Here is a 19,283-nt window from a genome sequence, read left to right on the forward strand (position 1 = left end):
TCCCCGCCCTAGTGGATATTCTAGCTACAAATACAAACGTACTCTATTTGTAAAGCTAGCGACGCCTACTAAATACCGCAATTCCAATTCCCAATATTAAACAAATTATATAAGGAAACGCTCAAAATTTATAGTATTTTTTGAATTCTCCTTATTACCTGTAACTTTACGATAAAAAACAGAAAAAGCGCTAGGTTCCTAGCGCTTCCCAAAATCCTCTTATGCTTTTGTTTTCGTGCTTACCTGTTCATTAAACTCTCATTTAATTCGTTACTTTTTTTTTAGACCCTTGACCGTATTTCTGTCCATAAAGCCAATCCGTGTAACTAAAATCTTTTGCATCGCGTTGTTTAAAAATGGTATTACGCAACAGAATGGAAACTTGATCTTCGGCGTGGATAATTTCTCCCCATGTACGAGCTGTTGTTTGTACTTTTGCGGTACGTGGAAGACGTTCTTCTTGGAAAGCTTTGAATGCCTTTTCATAGTTTTCGCCATGTTCATTAAGCATGTCAGCTAAATAAGAAGCATCTTCTAGTGCCTGAACTCCACCTTGAGCCAAATACTGAAGCATTGGGTGAGCTGCATCACCAAGCAGTGTAATATTACCTTTTGTCCAGTTAGAAATCGGTAATCGATCATACATTGGCCAGCGAATTTGACGTTGGATGAAAGAAAGGGCCTTCTCTACTTTCGGATGTGCATTCGCAAATACTTGATCCATTTCCTCTGGAGTACCCCAGTCATCAGAATCTAGCTTATAATTTAAGCTCTTGAATACAACCACTTGATTGTATAGTTCTCCACGGCGAACTGGGTATTGTACCACATGAAGATTTGGACCAATCCACATGATGACATCATCCATATTAGCATCATCACTAATTTCAGCAATTGGAATCGTTCCGCGGTAAGCCACATATTCCGAGCAAATCGGCTCATCATCGACGAACAGTGCACGTGTCTTAGATTTGAGTCCATCTGCTCCAATTAGTGCTTTACCAACCATTTTTTCTCCTCTAGCATTTGTCACGACAACACCTTCAGACGTTTCTTCAACTGTTTCAATGTGTTGATCCGTAACAAGATCGACTAAAGGATTCTTTTGACACGCTTCCAAAAGGACACGGTGTAAGTCTGAACGATGTAAGACGATATAAGGGAAGCCGTATCTTTCTTTAAATTCGTCCCCTAAGTCTAGAGCCGTTAACTCTTCAGCTGTATACACATCTTTCAACACTAATCTTTTTGGAAAAACAGCAATTTGGGCAATTTCTTCTCCCACACCTAAACGATCTAAAACCGCCATCGCATTCGGTGCCATTTGAATTCCTGCACCCACTTCTCCAAATTCAGGTGCTTGCTCAAGTACCGTTGTTTTTTGACCAGCTTCCGCAGCCGCTAAAGCCGCTGCCAGTCCCCCAATTCCTCCACCAACAATAATCATAGAATCCGTCTTTATCATGATAGTTCCCCCTCAATTAGTCTATTAATATCTCGCTCGCTAACCTAGAATCGGTTTAAATTCACTCGTTATCTCTTGATAGCCGTTTCCTTGCTCATATGCTTCTTCTCTTTCCACATCAAAGTGCTCCATAATAGGTAAATCACTTACTGAGAAGAAGAACGTATCTTCATTAGCCACATGCTCATGCCAAGCCCAGTTTGGAACAATAAAGTAATCGCCTTTCGACCAATCAAAACGTTGACCATTAATCACGCTATAACCAGAACCTTTATAGACTTGGTAAATCGTTGAATGTGTATGGCGATGCGCTTTCGAATGGTACCCTTTTGGAAGCTTCTGCATCCATGCTGCGATCGTCGGGTTCGCTGTTTGACCCGTTGAAGGATTGATAAATTCAACGGCATATCCATCATAGGTATCTGGTTCAAAGCGACTTAACCCATCAATCGCCGCTAACGTTTGGTTCCATTTATATGAACCAAGCGGTGCTTTTTGCGGACGACGATCTGAAATCGGACGAACCATTCCTCCCATATAACGTTGAGATCCATAGTTGTCTGGAAGACTTGGTTGCTCAATTTTTTCAGGGTAATTCTCAAAGAAGGTTGCACCCATCATGTATTTTGTTGGAATATCAAGAACATCCATCCAAATCATTGGCTCTGTCCCTAGATGACCATGACCATGCCATAGATCCTTTGGCGTGATCAGAAAATCTCCTTCTTCCATGAAAATTCGCTCACCTTGGACAATCGAATAAGCGCCTTCACCGTGTGTAACAAAGCGTAGAGCATTCTGAGTATGACGGTGAGAAGGTGCCTCTTCACCCGGTTGTAGCAACTGAACAGCAGCATAGAGCGTTTGACTTGTAGAAGCCCAGCCCCATGGTTGGCGATACTCTAGCCCAGGATTTTGAAGATAAATCGCTCTTCTTTCCCCACCACGTTCTGGTGTGAAAATCTGTGACGCTTCCCCTAGTTTCTTTTCAAGAAGGCTCCATTTCCAAAGATAGGCTTGCGCATGAGGTTCAGGAGTCTTGTGCATGAGTTCTGGAATCGCTTCCCAAAGCGGCCCCAAATTATACTGCCTAATATCTTTTGTAAAATCTTGAACCATCTTACTTTTGAAAAAGTCATTTTTCTCTGCCATGTTCGATTCCACCCTTCGTTATTACTTGTTTAATTTTGATAAATTACGCTCAATTTGACCTTCATGTTTATTGACATGTTGATCGATTAGATGATCGATAATAAATGAAAGTGGTTTTGTTCCAAAGTTCGGATTGACACTTGTTGCTTCAGATGCAAGTTGCTCTGCCGTCAATTCAGCAATTCCTGCTTGAACGGTTTGTTTCACTTGTTCAAGGGCTTGAGTCATTTCGTCTACGCTAATCGCGTCTACGGTTTCAGGTTTAACCGCTTGCAGGCGTGGTTCATGTAAATGATTTCTTCCCCATTCTTTCCCTGGAGTTTCAACCAACTGCCTGGTTTCCTTCACCCAATAAGGCAATGCTTCAACAATATGTGCCATAATCTGCATAATCGACCATTCATCTTCTGTAGGCTTCCAGCGAATGGTTTCTTCTGGTAACTCCTTCACGGTTTCAAGAATGCGATCAATCGATTTATGAACGGATGTAATTTGGCTTTGTGTCATGCTTCCTACTCTCCTTTTACCGTACGTACTGTGTTTTCTAGCACGCCTACTTGATCGATTTCTACACGGACTACGTCTCCATCTTTTAACCAAACTTGTGGTTCCATCGCTTGAATGACGCCACCAGGAGTTCCAGTAATCACGATATCACCAGGCTCTAATGTTGCTAGGTTCGATAAGAATGATACTAAGTGCTTGACTGTGAATACTTGGTTAGCTGTATTTGTACGTTGACGTTCTTCTCCGTTAACGGTTAAGACCATTTCTAACGTTTGTGGATCTGCTATTTCATCTGAAGTCACCATCCATGGCCCCATTGGTAAACTACCATCTACTGTTTTACCTTGTAACCACTGGAGTGTGCGACGTTGAATATCGCGGTACGTAACGTCATTTGCTACTGCATAACCAGCAACGTAATCTAGCGCATCCTCTTCTGATACATTTTTTGCACGCTTACCAATGACAAATGCAAATTCCGCTTCATAATCTAACTGTTCGGAAACCGGATGGAATGGAATATCATCTTGCGGTCCGATTACGGTGTTTCCAAATTTAGCAAACAAAACGGGATTGGATGGTAATTCACGTCCCATTTCTAAAATATGTTCACGGTAGTTATGACCTACTGCAAAAATCTTTCCTGGTTTTGGTACTGGCGCTTCTACTTTTACCTCATTGTATGAATAAACCAGTTTATAGCCGTTATCCTCTTTATTTGTCAGTGCATAATCAATCGCTTGTTTAGCCAATTCCATGCTTTCTTTTCCACCTTGCAACAAACCAGTCATATCAGCAGGGACAAACGCTTCAGCAATTTGCTCTACACGAATTTTTCCTTCTGATTTAAGTTGCGCTTTATAAGATGCATGTAAATCGATGACCTCTTCATTCACCACTGCTCCAACTCGGGAAATTCCTGCGTGCTTAAATGTAATTAACTTCATGATTTATACCCCTTTATTTTCAATTTTTTAGTTACAGATGACCTAACGAATATTCCATTCTTTCACACTGTAAACGGATTCATTTTCGTGATTCATAGGATCTCTTTCAACAATCTTTCTCGCTTCTTCTAGTGAAGTAGTTTGCAATATATAAGCTCCACCACTTTGATCGGGGAACCCCCCAGCGATAACCAGTGTTTCTTCTTTAAGATCTTCTAAAAATTCGCGATGACCTTGCAGCAGATTTCCCGTAAATGTAGGCTTTCTTTCGATCATTACAAGAAATTTCTTCATTAAGTCACCTCACTTTCGCCCGAAATAATATTATAAAATTAGATAACATTGTTCTCTATTAATATAATATATGCTTTAGTTCCGAATTGTCAATATATTTAAAGCACTTTGTTTTAAAAAAATCAGTCACTAGAAATATGGAAAAAAGGTTGGGGTTCCTTTTGCGGTAGACTCTAAGCATGATGTAATACCGTTGCTCCATTTTAAAAGCCTGCTACGAGAGATCTTCTAAATAGCAGGCAGTAACTGTCTTAAGACTTAACACACTAAAAATGTATTAGCGATTAGATCGAAGCTAATGTTATACTTTTTATTGTTCTTATTAACTATCGATAGTTTCTATAAAAACCATGATCGATGTACTTCTAATTGATTGACGGGATGACTTATTATCATATAAAAAAGGAGAACCTTTATGGAAGCACCTAAAAAAGGAACCACAATTCAATCATTGCAAATTGGCATTGGTATTATTGATTTAATCGCTAAGGAAGGTCGCCCCCTTAAATTTACTGAGATTTGCGATCTAACGAAAATCACAAAAAGCAATCTATATAAATATTTAAATACGTTAACTCAATCAGGGATTCTTTACCGCGATAAAGAATCTGGCTCCTATATCCTTGGAAGTAAATTGATCGAATACGGAATGGCTGCGACAGCTGAAGAAAATGTGATTGATCGAATTACACCTTATATGCAAGAAATCAATGCAAAATGTTTAAGTACCGTTCTTTATTCGATCTGGACAAGCAATGGACCCATGATTGTGAAAGAAGTTAATGTCAAACAAGGATATAATATAGGCGCTCAAGTTGGGACCTTACTCCCTGTTCTTTCTGCAAATGGAAAGGTTTTCGCAACATTCTTAGAGGACCAAGTCATTGACGAATGGATTCAGAAAGAACTAGCCGACCTCTCAGAAGAGAAAATGATTCACTTTAAGGAAGAATGTAAAATCATTAAAGAAAAAGAGATTGCCTATGCACGGGAACCACTAGTATCCAACGTATCCTCCGTTGCCTTTCCTGTATTTAATTATAAAAAGCAGCTCCTCGGAGCAATCACCGTTGTTGGATTCTCTGACCTAATTCCTACTCATGAAGAGGAGGAACTTAGCCAATACTTAATTCGTTCAAGCAAAGAGATCTCCGCGACTTTTGGTTATAAGAGCTAATCATAGCTATCATTCTACAAAAATGCGTAGCTGAACGATTACTCTTTAACAGGCACTACTTCAAAAACACCTCTCAATCTTTGCCATTGAAAGGTGTTTTTCATGTAACTAAACCTATATGACTAAAGAGGGCACTGAAAAAGGTACGATTTTCACTTTTTTCAGTGCCCTCTGACTAAATATCCGTTTTGTTCTTCCCTAGAAATGTATATGATCTCCATTTTCATAGAAAAGGAATAAACTGTTTTTTTAAAATTTTTAAACTTGCAAACATGAAAAAGCATGTTTATAATCACTATTAAGTAAATAGGTTCTCTATTATTATAATTTTGTTATTTTCAAAGTTTAGAATGTGTGGTCATGCACTTGTTTTTATTTTTATATAGGGGGTTTTATAATTGGCTAACGTAAACACTACAGAGATCATTAATAAAAGTAATTTTAACCGCTTTCATTTAATGTTGTTGTTTTGGTGTACTTTTATCATTGCTTTTGATGGGTATGATCTTGTCCTCTACGGGTCGGTCGTTCCTTATCTCATAGAAGAATGGTCACTTACCACGGTTGAAGCGGGAGCAATTGGTAGTTATGGATATATTGGGGTTATGGTTGGGGCGATCTCTTTTGGCATTCTAGCAGACCGAATTGGAAGAAAAAACGTTATCATGCTTTGTATTGTATTATTTAGCTTGTTTACCGCTTTTTGCGGGTTTGCTCCTAATCCAGAAACATTTTCAATTTACCGCTTTATTGCAGGGTTAGGGCTTGGCGGTATTATGCCTAACATCATTGCTTTGATGACAGATTATGCCCCCAAAACGAGCCGTAGTATATTAGTTTCCATTGTATTGTGCGGGTATTCAGTTGGTGGCATGTTGGCACCTACGTTAAGCATTTTCTTAATCCCTCAGTTTGGATGGGAAGTTATTTTTTGGATTGCTGGTATACCACTTCTCTTTCTACCTTTAATGTATAAACAAATACCAGAAACACCTAATTTCTTGATAGCCAAAGGACGAAACCTTGAACTCGGAACTGTTCTAGCCAAAGTTAGTCCTAACTTTACTTTTACCCAAAACGATAAGTTTGAAGAACGCATGAATATTGAAAGCGGTTCCTCTGTTGGACAATTATTTAAAAATAAACGAGGATTAAGTACGAGCATGATTTGGATTGCTTTTTTCATGAGTTTGTTAATGGTTTACGGTTTAAACACGTGGCTGCCTAAATTAATGATTGAAGCCGGATATGCGCTTGATTCGAGTTTAACTTTTTTAATCGTTCTTAATTTTGGTGCGATTGTTGGTACGCTTATTATAGGAAGGTTGGCAGATAAGTGGGGGCCTAAAAAGATGTTGATCCCGATGTATATCGTGGGTGCAATTTGTATCGTCATGCTTGGGTTTAAAACTAATCTATTTTTTCTTTATGTGCTTGTTGCCATGGCAGGGGCATGTACGATTGGAGCACAAAATATCGCTAATGCTTTTGTTTCGCAGTACTACCCGCCTTCTATTCGTTCAACTGCTCTTGGCGTGGCTTCTGGAGTGGGCAGAATCGGTGCGATCGTTGCTCCAACTCTTGGGGGGATGCTACTCGCCGCTAGCTTACCTATACAAATAAATTTCCTTGCTTTTGCCGTCCCAGGAATGATTGCCGCAACTGTGTTATGGTTTGTCTCAGAAAAACCAGCTCACTATAAGCAAGAGATGAACAAACCTAAAAAGGATGTATCATTAGATAAAGCCGTCGGAAATTAAACGCATAAATTGAAAACTACCACACATAGCATTAAAAAGGACTCAGCAAAAAAATGGCTGAGTCCTCTTGTATTTCTATTTATTTAAATAAGCGTTTGATTAAACTCCTTTTGCATGATTTCCTGTGAGTTTAAAAGGCTTACGATCTCTTCGAATCGAAGTAAGTCAATCAGAATGCATTTACTTCATCTGACATTAACCCTACATTTCCTCCATTCTAAAGCCTGGTATTGCTCTACTAAGATTACATCCATCCTTAAATGAAACATCATCGGAACCTATACAATTAATCTCTTGATCATTCATTCATTCATTCATCAGCGAGGCCTCATACTTCAACCCTGCACAGAGAGCTGCGCGCAACGTGTGAAGCCATTGCACTTCCCCGAATCTGCTAATAGGAACTTTTTCAGTGGCCTCTGACTAAATATCCATTTTTTTTGTTCTTCCCTAGAAATGTATATGATCTCCATTTTCATAGAAAAGGAATAGACTGTTTTAAAAAAACACTACAGAGATCATTAGTAAAAGTTATTTTAATCGCTTTCATTTAATGTTGTTGTTTTTGGTGTACTTTTATCATTGCTTTTGATGGGTATGATCTTGTCCTCTACGGGGGGGCGTTCCTTATCTCATGGAAGAATAGTTACTTACCACGGTTGAGGTTAAGCATTTTCTTAATCCCTCAGTTTGGATGGGAAGTTATTTTTTGGATTGCTGGCTTCTCTTTCTACCTTTAATGTAAATAAATACCCCAAAAAAACACCTGATTTCTTGATAGTCAAAGGACGAAACCTTGAACTCGGAACTGTTCTAGCCAAATTTAGTCCTAACTTTACTTTTACCAAAAACGATAAGTTTGAAGAACGCATGAATATTGAAAGCGGTTCCTCTGTTGGACAATTATTTAAAAATAAACGTGGATTAAGTACGAGCGAGGCCGCATAACGCGCTCCCTTAATACCGAGTATCGCTCGCATTGAATATTAAGCGGGAATTCCATATTTCCTATACCCTTCTCTATAATATGAATCAGCATTTGTTTAATTTGGTCTCGTACAATGGGATCACGAATCGTTTTAACAAACGGGTACTCCCATTTCAAATTTTCTTTTGCTGTTCATATTGTCCTCATACCTTATTCATTATTTGCTAACTAATACCCACTTCTAGTTTCAACTAAACCCCATTTCCCTTTATTGCAAAAAACTATTTTTAAGACATTAAGGTTCAACCAATTAGAACCATTATACCCAATAAGAATTAATCAACGTGAATTTAAGCCTATATAACTTTTAGAATTTTGGCACACTTCTTGCAATTATATACTGAAAAACGATCTTAAGAAGGGTGTGTTATAGGATGACTAATAAAAAGAAAAAGTTTCAAACTCCTGATACGTTCGTCATTATTTTCTTTGTGGTGTTAGCCGCTGCTCTCCTTACTTACCTTGTGCCTCTTGGGCAATTTCAAACTGAGGAGGTTACCTATACTGACAGCCAAGGTAATGAAGATACAAGGACTGTATTAATTCCGGAGAGTTTTTCAGTGGTTGAGGACGAAAATGGAAATGCTGTCCGTGAGGGAGTTTCTTTATTTGAACCAGGCGGCGGCGCCGGATTTTTAAATTACGTTTTTGAGGGACTTGTTTCAGGCAGCAAATGGGGATCAGCTGTGGGAGTCGTTGCCTTTATTCTGATTATTGGTGGTTCGTTTGGCATCATTATGAAAACTAGAGCTGTAGAAGAAGGTATCTTATCGGTTATAAAACGAACAGAAGGAAAAGAGATCCTTGTTATTCCGATTCTTTTTACTCTATTCTCGCTTGGAGGGGCTGTATTTGGTATGGGGGAAGAAGCCATCGCTTTCTCCTTAATAGTCATACCGCTTGTTATTGCTCTTGGCTACGATGCTATCACGGGAGTCATGATCACATATGTAGCAACACAAATTGGCTTTGCTACCTCATGGATGAACCCTTTTGGAGTAGCCATTGCTCAGGGACTTGCTGATGTACCGGTAATGAGTGGGACACCTTTCAGACTTGCGATGTGGATCATTTTTACAGTGATTGGGGTCATTTATACAATGGTCTATGCAAACCGAGTCAAAAAGGACCCAAAAAGATCACTCTCTTATGAATCTGATGCTTATTTTAGAAAAGATTTTGAGAAAACTGATATTCAATCCACATTTTCTCTAGGTCACGGGCTTGTCTTATCAGCCATTCTACTTGGTGTCGTATGGATTGTGTGGGGGGTTGTGTATCACGCTTACTACATTCCTGAAATAGCCTCTCAATTTTTCACAATTGGCTTGGCAGCTGGAATGATTGGAGTGATTTTTAAGCTTAATAATATGAGTATAAATGATATTGCAGACGGATTTAAAACAGGAGCAAAAGATTTAGTACCGGCTGCTCTTATTGTAGGAATGGCTAAAGGGATTGTCATTATCTTAGGCGGAGATGATCCTAGTCTGGCTTCTGTTTTAAATACCATCTTATTCTCTGCAGGACAGCTGTTTAACGGTTTGCCTGCTGAAGTATCAGCTTGGCTTATGTTTGTGTTCCAATCCATTTTTAATTTCTTTGTCGTATCAGGAACAGGACAGGCCGCTTTAACTATGCCTTTACTTGCTCCGTTAGCAGATATGGCCGGTGTCACTCGTCAGGTTGCAGTACTTGCCTTTCAGCTCGGAGATGGCTTCACCAACTTAATTGTACCCACATCAGCAGCTTTGATGGGTGTACTAGGAGTCGCTCGACTTGATTGGAGTAAATGGTTTAAGTTTCAGATTAAATTTCAGCTGCTCCTTTTTGCATTAGGTTCCATCTTTATTGTGATTGCTGTATTGATAGGTTTCTATTAATTATCAAAAGCCCTTCACTAATAGGTGAAGGGCTTTGCTGTGTTGTTATGCGGTTGGAGTAGAACGCAGAACAGCTTCCCCTTTCGGCATGATCTTTGTACCAAATCTCCCTCTTCTTTTTTTTATATACCCTTGTTCCTCAAGCAGTTCTAAACGATGTCTTACCTGCTGCTCTGTTAACTCATAATGAAATTGCAGCTTACTCAGGTCTGATACTTTCTTGCGGCTCGCTCCTTCTCCTTTTTGTTGCAAACTTTGGAGAGCTCTTAAAATAAACAATAATTCAGGATTTGCTTGTAGCTCTTCCTTAGTAAGGTTGTCTGACTCGTTGTCTTTCTCCATTACTTCATTGCCTAATTTTATATGAGCTGTACTAGGCTTTCTTTGAAAGAAGCGGTCATCTGGTATGGTATCCACTGTTAAACAGCTGCCTTCACTTACAGCAAGCATGTAATCAATAGTGTTTTTCAGCTCTCGTATATTCCCATACCACGGATACTGTTCAAGTATATCTATAACATCTTTCTCTACCTTAACATGGCCTAATCCTTGCTCATGAAGGAAATGCCGAACGAGCAGCCGAATATCAGAATAACGATTTCGCAATTCAGGTAAATGGAGGAATAAAACTTTTAAACGATGATATAGATCCTCTCTGAACTCGCCATCTTCAATTAAGGTCAGCAAGTTCTTGTTCGTAGCAGCTACTATACGGACATCAATTGGAATAATATGTTCTCCGCCTATCCTAAGGAGCTCTCTTTCTTGCAAAACACGCAGCAATCTAGCTTGAACTTTTAAGCTAATGTCTCCAATTTCATCTAAAAAAATAGTTCCGCCGTTCGCTTGTTCAAATAATCCTTTCTTACCACCCTTCTTAGCACCTGTAAATGCCCCTTCCTCATAGCCAAATAGCTCGCTTTCTACCAAATCCTCCGGAAGAGCACTAAAGTTTACAGCTAAGAATGGACCTTTACTCCTGTTAGATGCCACGTGGATGGAGCTTGCAAAAAGCTCTTTTCCCGTCCCGCTTTCTCCTTCAATAAGAATAGTTAAGTCGGTCTTTGCTAATTTTTGAGCTGTAGCTTTGGTCGCTTTTAACTCTGGATGTTCACCAATGATTTGGTCAAATGTATACTTTGCCAGATGTCCTTTCTTTTTTAGATCCCTACGAATACGTTGTTCTACTTTACGTTCTTCACTAACATTTTTCAGTGTAAGCACAATGGTTTGATCAGGTTCTATCCAAAATTTATGCACCAATATTTCTTGGTCTTTTATATTCAATAAATCATCGTCACGATCGGTATTGCTTATAAAATACAGCAGCTCTTGATCTTTAATAGACTGCCCTACTCTTCTATTAAGCGCTTGTCCCCTTCCAAGCCCAAGTATTTTTTCGGCTACCTCGTTGATTACCGTTACATTTCCTTGTTTAATAGCTAAAATACCGTCGTCTACTCCGTCTACCACTGTTTTTAAATGATCGGTGGTGCGATTGGCTTCACTAGTAGCCAGCCTTAATTTTTGACTTAATCTAGTGATCGTATGAAGATAGCGGTCGGAAACCGCTTCTAGCTTGGACTCAAGAATGGAAAAGCGTGTTAAGATCATAATCATTGTGGACATGTCTATCAACCTTGGACCAAGATTAATAACGGTCTCAATTGTATCTGGTACTAGGTCTAACTCACCCGGAGTGACGGCAATTTTTATAGCAGGATTTGGCAGCTTGCTCGGATCATAAGGAATAAAATTTAAATGATGCACGCCAAATTTATCAACGGAAGCTAAAGCCTCGTCTACGGTTTCAGGAAAATCATTTACATATAAGACACTCTCCCCTTCTGGAATAAGAAAGAGAGTTTCAATCGATGAAAAATTAATAATTCGCTTGGCTATAATAACGGAGCACCCTTCACCAATATACTCAACAACTTCTCGCTTAATCTGATTGGAAGATAACAAAATGAGTTGATCTGTAAATAATGGAAGAGAATCATCATCAACTGCATAGCTCTTAATAAGAATAAAATCACCAATTAATTCATGTAACTGTTCACTTAATGCGTCTCTTGTTTCATTAGATCCAGCAATCAAAACGATTTCTTTTTGCCTCATCATCCTACACCCCTATCTCTAGTTATATTGGGTTCGCCAAAAACAGCCAATTACCCTTTAACATAAATAGATATAAGTAAAAAGTATGAAGTAGAGGATTTGAATACTTGGCACTAAACTTGCAATATGTATACATAAAGGAAAATATAGGAGTTGAGAAAATGAACAAAGACTCTCTTTTTGAAACAATTGAAAAGCATAAAGATAACTGGATTCAAATCAGCCGTTACATATGGGAAAATCCCGAGCTTGGAAATGAAGAACATAAAGCTATGGAAGTCCTAACGGAGGAACTGCGCAATCATGGTTTTGATGTCGAGACAAACATTGCTGATTTAAAAACTGCTTTCATCGCAAAATTCCGTTCGGATAAACATGGCCCGACACTTGGATATTTCGCTGAGTATGATGCCTTACCTGAGATTGGACATGCCTGCGGCCACAACCTCATTGGAATGATGAGTACAGGGGCGGCGATTGCTTTAAAGGAAGCTGTGGCTGAATTCGGAGGCGAAGTCATTGTATTTGGCACTCCAGCCGAAGAAACAAATGGAGCTAAAGTAATATTTGCAGATAAAGGGCTTCTTGATGGTCTTGATGCAGCATTAATGGTTCATCCATCTGGTGTTCATGAGAGAAGCGGATCCTCTATGGCAATGGAAGCTGTACAATTCGATTTCTACGGCAAGCCTGCGCATGCAGCAGCAAGTCCCGATGAGGGAGTAAATGCGTTAGAAGGGGTTATACAAACGTTTAATTTAATCAATTCCCTGCGCCAGCACCTTCCTGATGACGTGAGAATCCATGGCATTATTACAAACGGCGGAGATGTAGTTAATGTGGTACCAGCAAGAGCACAAGCACAGTTTTATGTTCGTGCTAATGAGAAACATGTGCTAGAGGAAACCTCAGCGAAAGTAAAGCGCTGTGTAGAAGCTGCAGCCCTTGCCACAGGATGTGAGTTCAAAATATCCAATCATGAACTTGGCTACGATAACCTTACTACAAATGAAACGCTATCAGAACTTTATTGCCAGAACCTCATAGCTCTAGGTGTCGTACCAGAGGAAATCCTAAAAGATCAAGATCATGGCTCTCTAGATATGGGGAATGTAAGCCAAGTTGCACCAGCTATTCACCCCTATATCAAAATGGATGATTGCCCATACTCTGGCCACACAGAGGGATTCCGTGATGCTGCTGGTGATTCACGAGGATTTGAAGCAATGATTCTTGGTGCTAAAACTCTCGTTGCAACCGGTTATGACTTATTAACCAACCCGGCATATGTGAAAGAGATCAAAGAAGAATTTGAACGAACAGTCGCTAGAAAGAACGTTTAATAAGCCGGTTTTCGATGTTGTGATGGATTAGGTAATGTGAGTTGGTATTTTTTCAGTTCGCATAAAAAGGATGTATCATTAAGGAAATTAAACGCATAAATTGAAAACTACCACACATAGCATTAAAAAGGACTCAGCAAAAAAATGGCTGAGTCCTCTTGTATTCCCTATTTATTTAAATAAACGTTTGATTAAAATCCTTTTGCATGACTTCCTTTAAGTTTAAAAGGCTTATGCTCTCTTCGAATCGAAGTAAGTCAATCAGAATGCATTTCTGACATTAATCCTACATTCCCTCCATTCTAAAGCCTGGTATTGCTCTACTAGGATTACATCCATCCTTAAATGAAACCATCATCGGAATCTATACAATTAATCTCTTGATCATTCGTTCAGCAGCGGGGCCTCATGCTTCAACCCTGCACAGAGAGCTGATCCCTCATAGCAGGCTTGCTTGTTTCGATATTTTTTGTCCTGAAGATGTCACGTAGATTTCCTGTACTAAGAAAAAACCGCACATCAACTATCTATTTCTTCAATCTTATCTAGCTAAATTCGGAATCCATAATACAATCTCTGGCCATACCGTAATGATGATTAATACAACAAACGATGCCACCAAAAAAGGAAAAATAGATTTTGTTAGAGCTTCAATTTTCACTTGTCCAATCGATGAGGCTATAAATAAACCAGCGCCAACTGGCGGAGTTAACAAACCTATTGTTAAATTGATACAAATAATAATTCCAAAATGAATTGGATCAATGCCATACATCGCAATCATAGGCAGATAGATTGGCACGATAATAATGAGTGCAGCAATTCCATCAATCACTGTTCCTATTAAAAGCAGTAAAAGATTTGTTAATAAGAGGAAGATTAATGGACTATCTGTTAAGCCTGTCATTGCTTTTGCCAGCATTTGTGGAATTCCTTCAAATGTTAACACCCAACCAAATATGTTCGCCATAGCAATTAACAAAGTGACAGTCGCAGTTGTCATCGCTGTATTGACTAATATATCAGGGATATTTTTAATTTTAAGATCTTTATAAAAGAAAAATCCGACAATGATCCCGAGCAAACAGGCAATCGCCGCTGATTCGGTTGGTGTGAACACTCCACTGATAATCCCAATGATGATGATTCCCGGAACAAGTAGAGCTGGGATGATTTTAAAACTAGCTTCAAACACGTTTTTCAAAGGCTCCTTCTCAGAACGCGGCAATTGATGTTTATATCCTATGTACATAATCACTAGGATAAAAGAAACACCTAATAAAATACCAGGCATGATTCCAGCTAAAAACATCGTACCAATTGACGTTCCAGATTGAACACCATAGATAATAAATAACATGCTTGGAGGAATGATCGGGCCAAGTAGGGCTGCTGCTGCTGTCGTGGCAGATGCAAATGATCGTTTATACCCTTCCTCTTCCATTGCAGGAACCATTACCTTACTCATCATGGCAATCTGTGCTGTAGCTGAGCCAATGATAGAGGCTAAAAACATATTAGCGACAACATTAACATAAGCTAATCCAGCTCTGTAATGGCCAAATAACACTTTAGCAAAGCGAACGAGTCTTTTTGTAATTCCCCCTGAATTCATTAATTCTCCTGCTAGCATAAATAATGGAATCGCTAACAAACCATAGCTTTCTAATCCTGAATATAACCGTTGTGGCACCGTTTGTAAAAGACCTAAACTACCACTAATCACGATATAAGAAACACTCGTTATCCCTAGAACAATCGCAATAGGTATGCGTAATAATAATAGAATAATAAACACAAATAACGCTAGTAGCATCGTAACCCCTCCCCTTTATGAAGTTTCCTTAAGACTTAGTAAAAACAAATGTAGCGAATGTATACTCATAAAGAAGAAGCCTAAAGGAACACTTAAATAAGGGTAAATCATTGGAATTTGCATAGAATTTGATTTTTGTAATACGATATTTGGTGAGCTCAGCCATATAAATGAATAGTACACGATAAATAAACAAAAAAGGAATACAATGAAAAAGCCAATACTTGCGACTAGTTTTCTTAGTTTTTCGTTTAATTTATCTACTAAAATGGTAACGGCAGCGGTTTGCTGCCGTTTAATACTCATACTTCCACCTAAAAACGTCAACCAAACTAAAGTAAAAATGGCAAACTCGTCACTCCAAAATAAGGGGCTATTTAAGTAATAACGGAAAAATACACCAGCTGTAAGTGATACAAACATAGCTATAATTAAAGTCATTACGATCCATTTTTCAATTTTAAATACGTAATCACTTAATTTTTCGAATATATTTGTTAAAGTCACTTTTACGCCCCCCTTTACGCTTTATTGATTTTTTTCAATAAAGGTTTGAATCAACTCATTACTGCTGTACTTTGTATAGATCTGTTCTTGAACTGGTTTAAAAGATGTCGTATCGAAATCATCGATAATATTCAATCCTGCTTGCTGCAAAAATTCTAAGTTTTCTTTTTCTCGTTGAATGGCATCTTCAACTCCCCAATCTACCGCAGCCTCGATCGCTTCTTTCACAATTTGTTGATCCTCAACAGATAGGGAATCAAACACTTTTTGACTCATAACAACAACGGACGGGAATGCCATTTGCTTCGTCAAAGTTAAATCTTTAGAAATTTCTTGTAAGTTCAAAGAAACAAGCGCGTCTAAATCAATATCTATCCCATCTATGACACCAGTTTGTAATGATGAATATACTTCTCCAAGTGGCATTGGTGTGGGACTTACACCTAATTCTGTCCAAAACTCTTGCATGACTGGGTTACCAATGATACGTAATTTCTTCCCCTTTAAATCTTCTGGTGACTGTATCGCTCCATCCTTCATAAGGACATGTCTCTCTCCAGCAAAACTAAAATCTAAACCGACTAAACCTTGTGCTTCAAGTTCATCAAGCATTTTCCGTGCTTCTTCAGAACGTCTAGCTTGACTTGCTTCTTCTAAATCTTCAAATAAGAAAGGCATAAACCAAGCATTCAAAGATTCTGATCTCGTACTCATATAAGCATTTGTGATAAATCCAAAATCCAACGTCCCTATTTCCATTTGTTGAACCATATCGGCCTCAGATCCAAGCTGTTCGCTCGGGAAAACTTGCACTTCCATTCGTCCATTTGAAAGAGCTTGTAGTTCTTCATTGAATTTTGTTGCTGTTACGGTCCACCCATGTGAAGGTGGTGTGACTAAGGATACTCTAAAAGAATATGTTTCTTCGCCATTAGCCTCACCTGCGTTAGCGCTTTCATTTCCTCCGCACGCAGTTACTATTGTTAGCAGAACGAACCCTAACATCATGAACAAAACCTTGCCTTTTTTCATCATAATCCCCCATTTATATCATTTAATATTCTCTACATTCCATTGCCCCTATAAAGCCCTTTTCAGGAACCGCTTTCAATTAATGCCCCCTTGATGATCTTTTTATCGACTTAGTGAATCTTGTTCCTTAATTTGATAATAGTCAAAATTATTAAACTTGTCAATATCATTTCGATATTTATATTTAACTAAATTACCCAACTCTGGCTAACTCGTTTCTACCTTTTTCACCATCCAACCTGTTTCGGCTTACCTTCATCTTAAGGTAAGGAATTGTCCGCATTTAGCCTTTTACTCACACTAAAAAAGGTGCTAGGGGTTTTTCTCCCAGCACCTAATATCTTACCTCTTATGCATTTTCTTGAGATTTTCTTTTTAATACCATTATCGTTCCAACTAATAGTACTAATGCAACGATTAAACTAAGGACCACACTTGTTGTCGCGCCTAAAACAAGATACGACACAATCGTAATTCCCGCTGCAATTAATGCATAAGGAAGCTGAGTGACTACGTGGTCAATGTGATGACTTCCTGCACCCGTAGACGATAAAATCGTCGTATCAGAGATCGGAGAACAGTGATCTCCAAAAATCGACCCAGCAAGAACGGCCGCCATCATTGGTAGGATCATTGAGATATCAATGACAGCCGCCATTTCCCCTGCAATTGGTAGCAAGAGGGCAAATGTTCCCCATGACGTTCCGGTTGAGAAAGCGGCGAATCCAGCAATAACAAATAAAATAACAGGTAAGAACATTGGGTTCAAATTCGATCTTTCCACGATAGAAGCTAAGTACGCTCCCGTTTCTAAATCACCGATGATCGACGTTAGTGTCCAAGCAAAAAATAAAATATATATAGCCGGAAGCATTGATTTCATGCCGACACCAAGAGATAATCCTAAACCTGTTTCAGACTTCGGCTTCATTACATTTAATAAAAGAGCAATCGCAAAACCAAAAAGTCCGCCGTACACAAGCGCAGCAGCCACATCTGTATTTTCAAAAATCGTTAAAATGGTCACGTCGCCTTCTGTACCTTGGATTCCCGTAAGAATCATAAAGAACACAGTTCCGATGATCAGTGCGACGATTGGCCAGACAAGGTCGCCCACTTTGCCTTTAGCATTTGCTTTAATATCATCTTGAGCACCTGGAATAGGTCCTAATTTAGCATTAAATAATTCTCCTGTTTCCTGAGCTCGTTTTTCATGTTGCTTCATTGGTCCAACATCTAAATTAAACCAAGCTACAGCGAGTACTAATCCAATCGCAACCAACGCATAGATATTCATTGGAACCATGAGCATAAATGCTTGTAAAGCTTCGTATTCTGTTACAGAATGCGTCGCAAAGATCCCTGCAATAATCGCGATAATATAAGCTCCCCAGCTTGAGATCGGAGCCATGACACACATCGGTGCCGACGTTGAATCAACTAAGTAAGCTAATTTGGCACGTGAGATTCTGTGTCGATCGGTTAACGGACGGCTCACATTCCCAACCGTTAAGCTGTTAAAATAATCATCAATGAAAATAATGATACCAAGTACCACCGTTAATAATTGAGCTCCTACACGGGTTTTCACACGCGTCATGGCCCATTCACCAAACGCGCGGCTACCTCCAGAACGTGTAATAAGCGCAGCCATCATGCCTAATAATAATAGAAACAGAACGATGAAAAATTCCCACGTATTAATCGCAAAACGCTGATCAATGATCGCACGTGTGACCGTTCCAAACGTTACGATTTCAACATCAAAGTCAAAGATAATGCCCATGACAATCGCGTAGATATTCGCAGCTGCCGTAAGTGGATTAAAGTCGTGTAATAATAATGCTCCAACAATAGCACCAAGTCCTAATGATAATAGAACTCGTCTTGTCAAAATAACCATGACAAGCGCTAATATCGGAGGCAATAAAGATAAAATAGATGATTCCATAAACGAAAACCTCCTAAAAGTATAGTATTTTCATAGAATAAGGACTACTTGAGAACGTCACATGACCACTTCTATACAAAAAAAGACAATAATGGTTACCCACTATCGCCTATGCGCGCGTGATATCCCCATTTGAATGGTAGTCCTCCATAACTTGTTTGCATGCAAGTTATGACAGCCCTGCATTTATTCAATGCAGTTCCAGCAAAAGCAGCCTGACCTCTACTTCCACTTCGGCAACATCCCCTTTCGCTTCCCTTCTACGTTGTCATCCTCAAGAAAGATACTCATGTCTGTCGCGCCTCTACCTCATTTCAACAATGAGGCATCTCTATTCAAT

Annotated in this window: 14 protein-coding genes and 1 riboswitch; of the genes, 4 read left to right on the forward strand and 10 right to left on the reverse strand. The window is 39.0% G+C overall.

Going from position 1 to position 19,283, the window contains the following annotated elements; translation table 11 throughout:
• Positions 1-262: 262 nt before the first annotated feature.
• Genes PQ474_RS07610 through PQ474_RS07630 form a run of 5 tightly spaced genes read right to left on the reverse strand, consistent with a single transcriptional unit; the run spans position 263 to position 4,365 of the window.
• The gene (locus PQ474_RS07610; RefSeq protein ID WP_273841535.1) at positions 263-1,465 is read right to left on the reverse strand and encodes an FAD-dependent monooxygenase; all 1,203 of its coding nucleotides are present in this window, start codon (positions 1,463-1,465) and stop codon (positions 263-265) included.
• Positions 1,466-1,504: 39 nt separating this feature from the next.
• Positions 1,505-2,617 (reverse strand): cupin domain-containing protein, encoded by a 1,113-nt coding sequence (locus PQ474_RS07615; RefSeq protein ID WP_273841537.1) that lies wholly within the window; start codon positions 2,615-2,617, stop codon positions 1,505-1,507.
• A gap of 21 nt (positions 2,618-2,638) precedes the next feature.
• Entirely contained in the window at positions 2,639-3,124 is a 486-nt protein-coding gene (locus PQ474_RS07620; RefSeq protein WP_273841539.1) for a DinB family protein, read from the reverse strand.
• Positions 3,125-3,129: 5 nt separating this feature from the next.
• Complete coding sequence (locus PQ474_RS07625) at positions 3,130-4,071, reverse strand: fumarylacetoacetate hydrolase family protein (protein ID WP_273841541.1); 942 nt, start codon at positions 4,069-4,071, stop codon at positions 3,130-3,132.
• 42 nt (positions 4,072-4,113) lie between these two features.
• On the reverse strand, positions 4,114-4,365 hold the full coding sequence (locus PQ474_RS07630; RefSeq protein ID WP_273841543.1) for a YciI family protein: 252 nt from the start codon (positions 4,363-4,365) through the stop codon (positions 4,114-4,116).
• A gap of 415 nt (positions 4,366-4,780) precedes the next feature.
• Here PQ474_RS07630 and PQ474_RS07635 point away from each other — a divergent pair, with 415 nt between their 5' ends.
• The 3 genes from PQ474_RS07635 (at position 4,781) to yfcC (ending at position 10,173) form a co-directional block, all read left to right on the forward strand.
• Complete coding sequence (locus PQ474_RS07635) at positions 4,781-5,542, forward strand: IclR family transcriptional regulator (RefSeq protein WP_273841545.1); 762 nt, start codon at positions 4,781-4,783, stop codon at positions 5,540-5,542.
• A 398-nt stretch (positions 5,543-5,940) separates the two neighbouring features.
• Positions 5,941-7,302, forward strand: coding sequence for an MFS transporter (locus PQ474_RS07640; protein ID WP_273841547.1), 1,362 nt, complete (start codon positions 5,941-5,943; stop codon positions 7,300-7,302).
• Between the two features lie 1,362 nt (positions 7,303-8,664).
• Complete coding sequence (yfcC, locus tag PQ474_RS07645; RefSeq protein WP_273841549.1) at positions 8,665-10,173, forward strand: putative basic amino acid antiporter YfcC; 1,509 nt, start codon at positions 8,665-8,667, stop codon at positions 10,171-10,173.
• Between the two features lie 45 nt (positions 10,174-10,218).
• Here the strand turns inward: yfcC and PQ474_RS07650 are convergent, their stop codons facing one another.
• The gene (locus PQ474_RS07650) at positions 10,219-12,297 is read right to left on the reverse strand and encodes a sigma-54 interaction domain-containing protein (RefSeq protein ID WP_273841550.1); all 2,079 of its coding nucleotides are present in this window, start codon (positions 12,295-12,297) and stop codon (positions 10,219-10,221) included.
• Between the two features lie 158 nt (positions 12,298-12,455).
• On the opposite strand from PQ474_RS07650, the gene PQ474_RS07655 reads away from it, so the two are divergent.
• Entirely contained in the window at positions 12,456-13,637 is a 1,182-nt protein-coding gene (locus tag PQ474_RS07655) for a M20 family metallopeptidase (protein WP_273841552.1), read from the forward strand.
• 541 nt (positions 13,638-14,178) lie between these two features.
• On the opposite strand, the gene PQ474_RS07660 is transcribed toward PQ474_RS07655, so the two are convergent.
• The 4 genes from PQ474_RS07660 to PQ474_RS07675 form a co-directional block, all read right to left on the reverse strand.
• Entirely contained in the window at positions 14,179-15,453 is a 1,275-nt protein-coding gene (locus PQ474_RS07660) for a TRAP transporter large permease (protein WP_273841555.1), read from the reverse strand.
• 15 nt (positions 15,454-15,468) lie between these two features.
• Positions 15,469-15,960, reverse strand: coding sequence for a TRAP transporter small permease (locus tag PQ474_RS07665; RefSeq protein ID WP_273841557.1), 492 nt, complete (start codon positions 15,958-15,960; stop codon positions 15,469-15,471).
• A gap of 21 nt (positions 15,961-15,981) precedes the next feature.
• Complete coding sequence (locus PQ474_RS07670; RefSeq protein ID WP_273841558.1) at positions 15,982-16,992, reverse strand: TRAP transporter substrate-binding protein; 1,011 nt, start codon at positions 16,990-16,992, stop codon at positions 15,982-15,984.
• A gap of 349 nt (positions 16,993-17,341) precedes the next feature.
• Positions 17,342-18,943 carry a Na+/H+ antiporter NhaC family protein gene (locus tag PQ474_RS07675; protein ID WP_273841560.1) on the reverse strand — a complete coding sequence of 534 codons (1,602 nt, stop codon included), beginning with the start codon at positions 18,941-18,943 and terminating at the stop codon, positions 17,342-17,344.
• Between the two features lie 132 nt (positions 18,944-19,075).
• Positions 19,076-19,258: riboswitch (Lysine riboswitch) on the reverse strand.
• Positions 19,259-19,283: the final 25 nt, after the last annotated feature.

This window comes from Halalkalibacter alkalisediminis (assembly GCF_028610705.1).
Lineage (GTDB): Bacteria > Bacillota > Bacilli > Bacillales > Bacillaceae_D > Halalkalibacter > Halalkalibacter alkalisediminis.

Excerpts from the sequence above, each read along its gene's own strand:
- PQ474_RS07675 (WP_273841560.1), bottom strand. The coding sequence starts at position 18,943 with ATGGAATCATCTATTTTATCTTTATTGCCTCCGATATTAGCGCTTGTC.
- PQ474_RS07610 (WP_273841535.1), bottom strand. The coding sequence starts at position 1,465 with ATGATAAAGACGGATTCTATGATTATTGTTGGTGGAGGAATTGGGGGA.
- PQ474_RS07650 (WP_273841550.1), bottom strand. The coding sequence starts at position 12,297 with ATGATGAGGCAAAAAGAAATCGTTTTGATTGCTGGATCTAATGAAACA.
- PQ474_RS07620 (WP_273841539.1), bottom strand. The coding sequence starts at position 3,124 with ATGACACAAAGCCAAATTACATCCGTTCATAAATCGATTGATCGCATT.
- PQ474_RS07615 (WP_273841537.1), bottom strand. The coding sequence starts at position 2,617 with ATGGCAGAGAAAAATGACTTTTTCAAAAGTAAGATGGTTCAAGATTTT.
- PQ474_RS07625 (WP_273841541.1), bottom strand. The coding sequence starts at position 4,071 with ATGAAGTTAATTACATTTAAGCACGCAGGAATTTCCCGAGTTGGAGCA.
- PQ474_RS07655 (WP_273841552.1), top strand. The coding sequence starts at position 12,456 with ATGAACAAAGACTCTCTTTTTGAAACAATTGAAAAGCATAAAGATAAC.
- PQ474_RS07630 (WP_273841543.1), bottom strand. The coding sequence starts at position 4,365 with ATGAAGAAATTTCTTGTAATGATCGAAAGAAAGCCTACATTTACGGGA.
- PQ474_RS07670 (WP_273841558.1), bottom strand. The coding sequence starts at position 16,992 with ATGAAAAAAGGCAAGGTTTTGTTCATGATGTTAGGGTTCGTTCTGCTA.
- PQ474_RS07660 (WP_273841555.1), bottom strand. The coding sequence starts at position 15,453 with ATGCTACTAGCGTTATTTGTGTTTATTATTCTATTATTATTACGCATA.
- PQ474_RS07635 (WP_273841545.1), top strand. The coding sequence starts at position 4,781 with ATGGAAGCACCTAAAAAAGGAACCACAATTCAATCATTGCAAATTGGC.
- yfcC (WP_273841549.1), top strand. The coding sequence starts at position 8,665 with ATGACTAATAAAAAGAAAAAGTTTCAAACTCCTGATACGTTCGTCATT.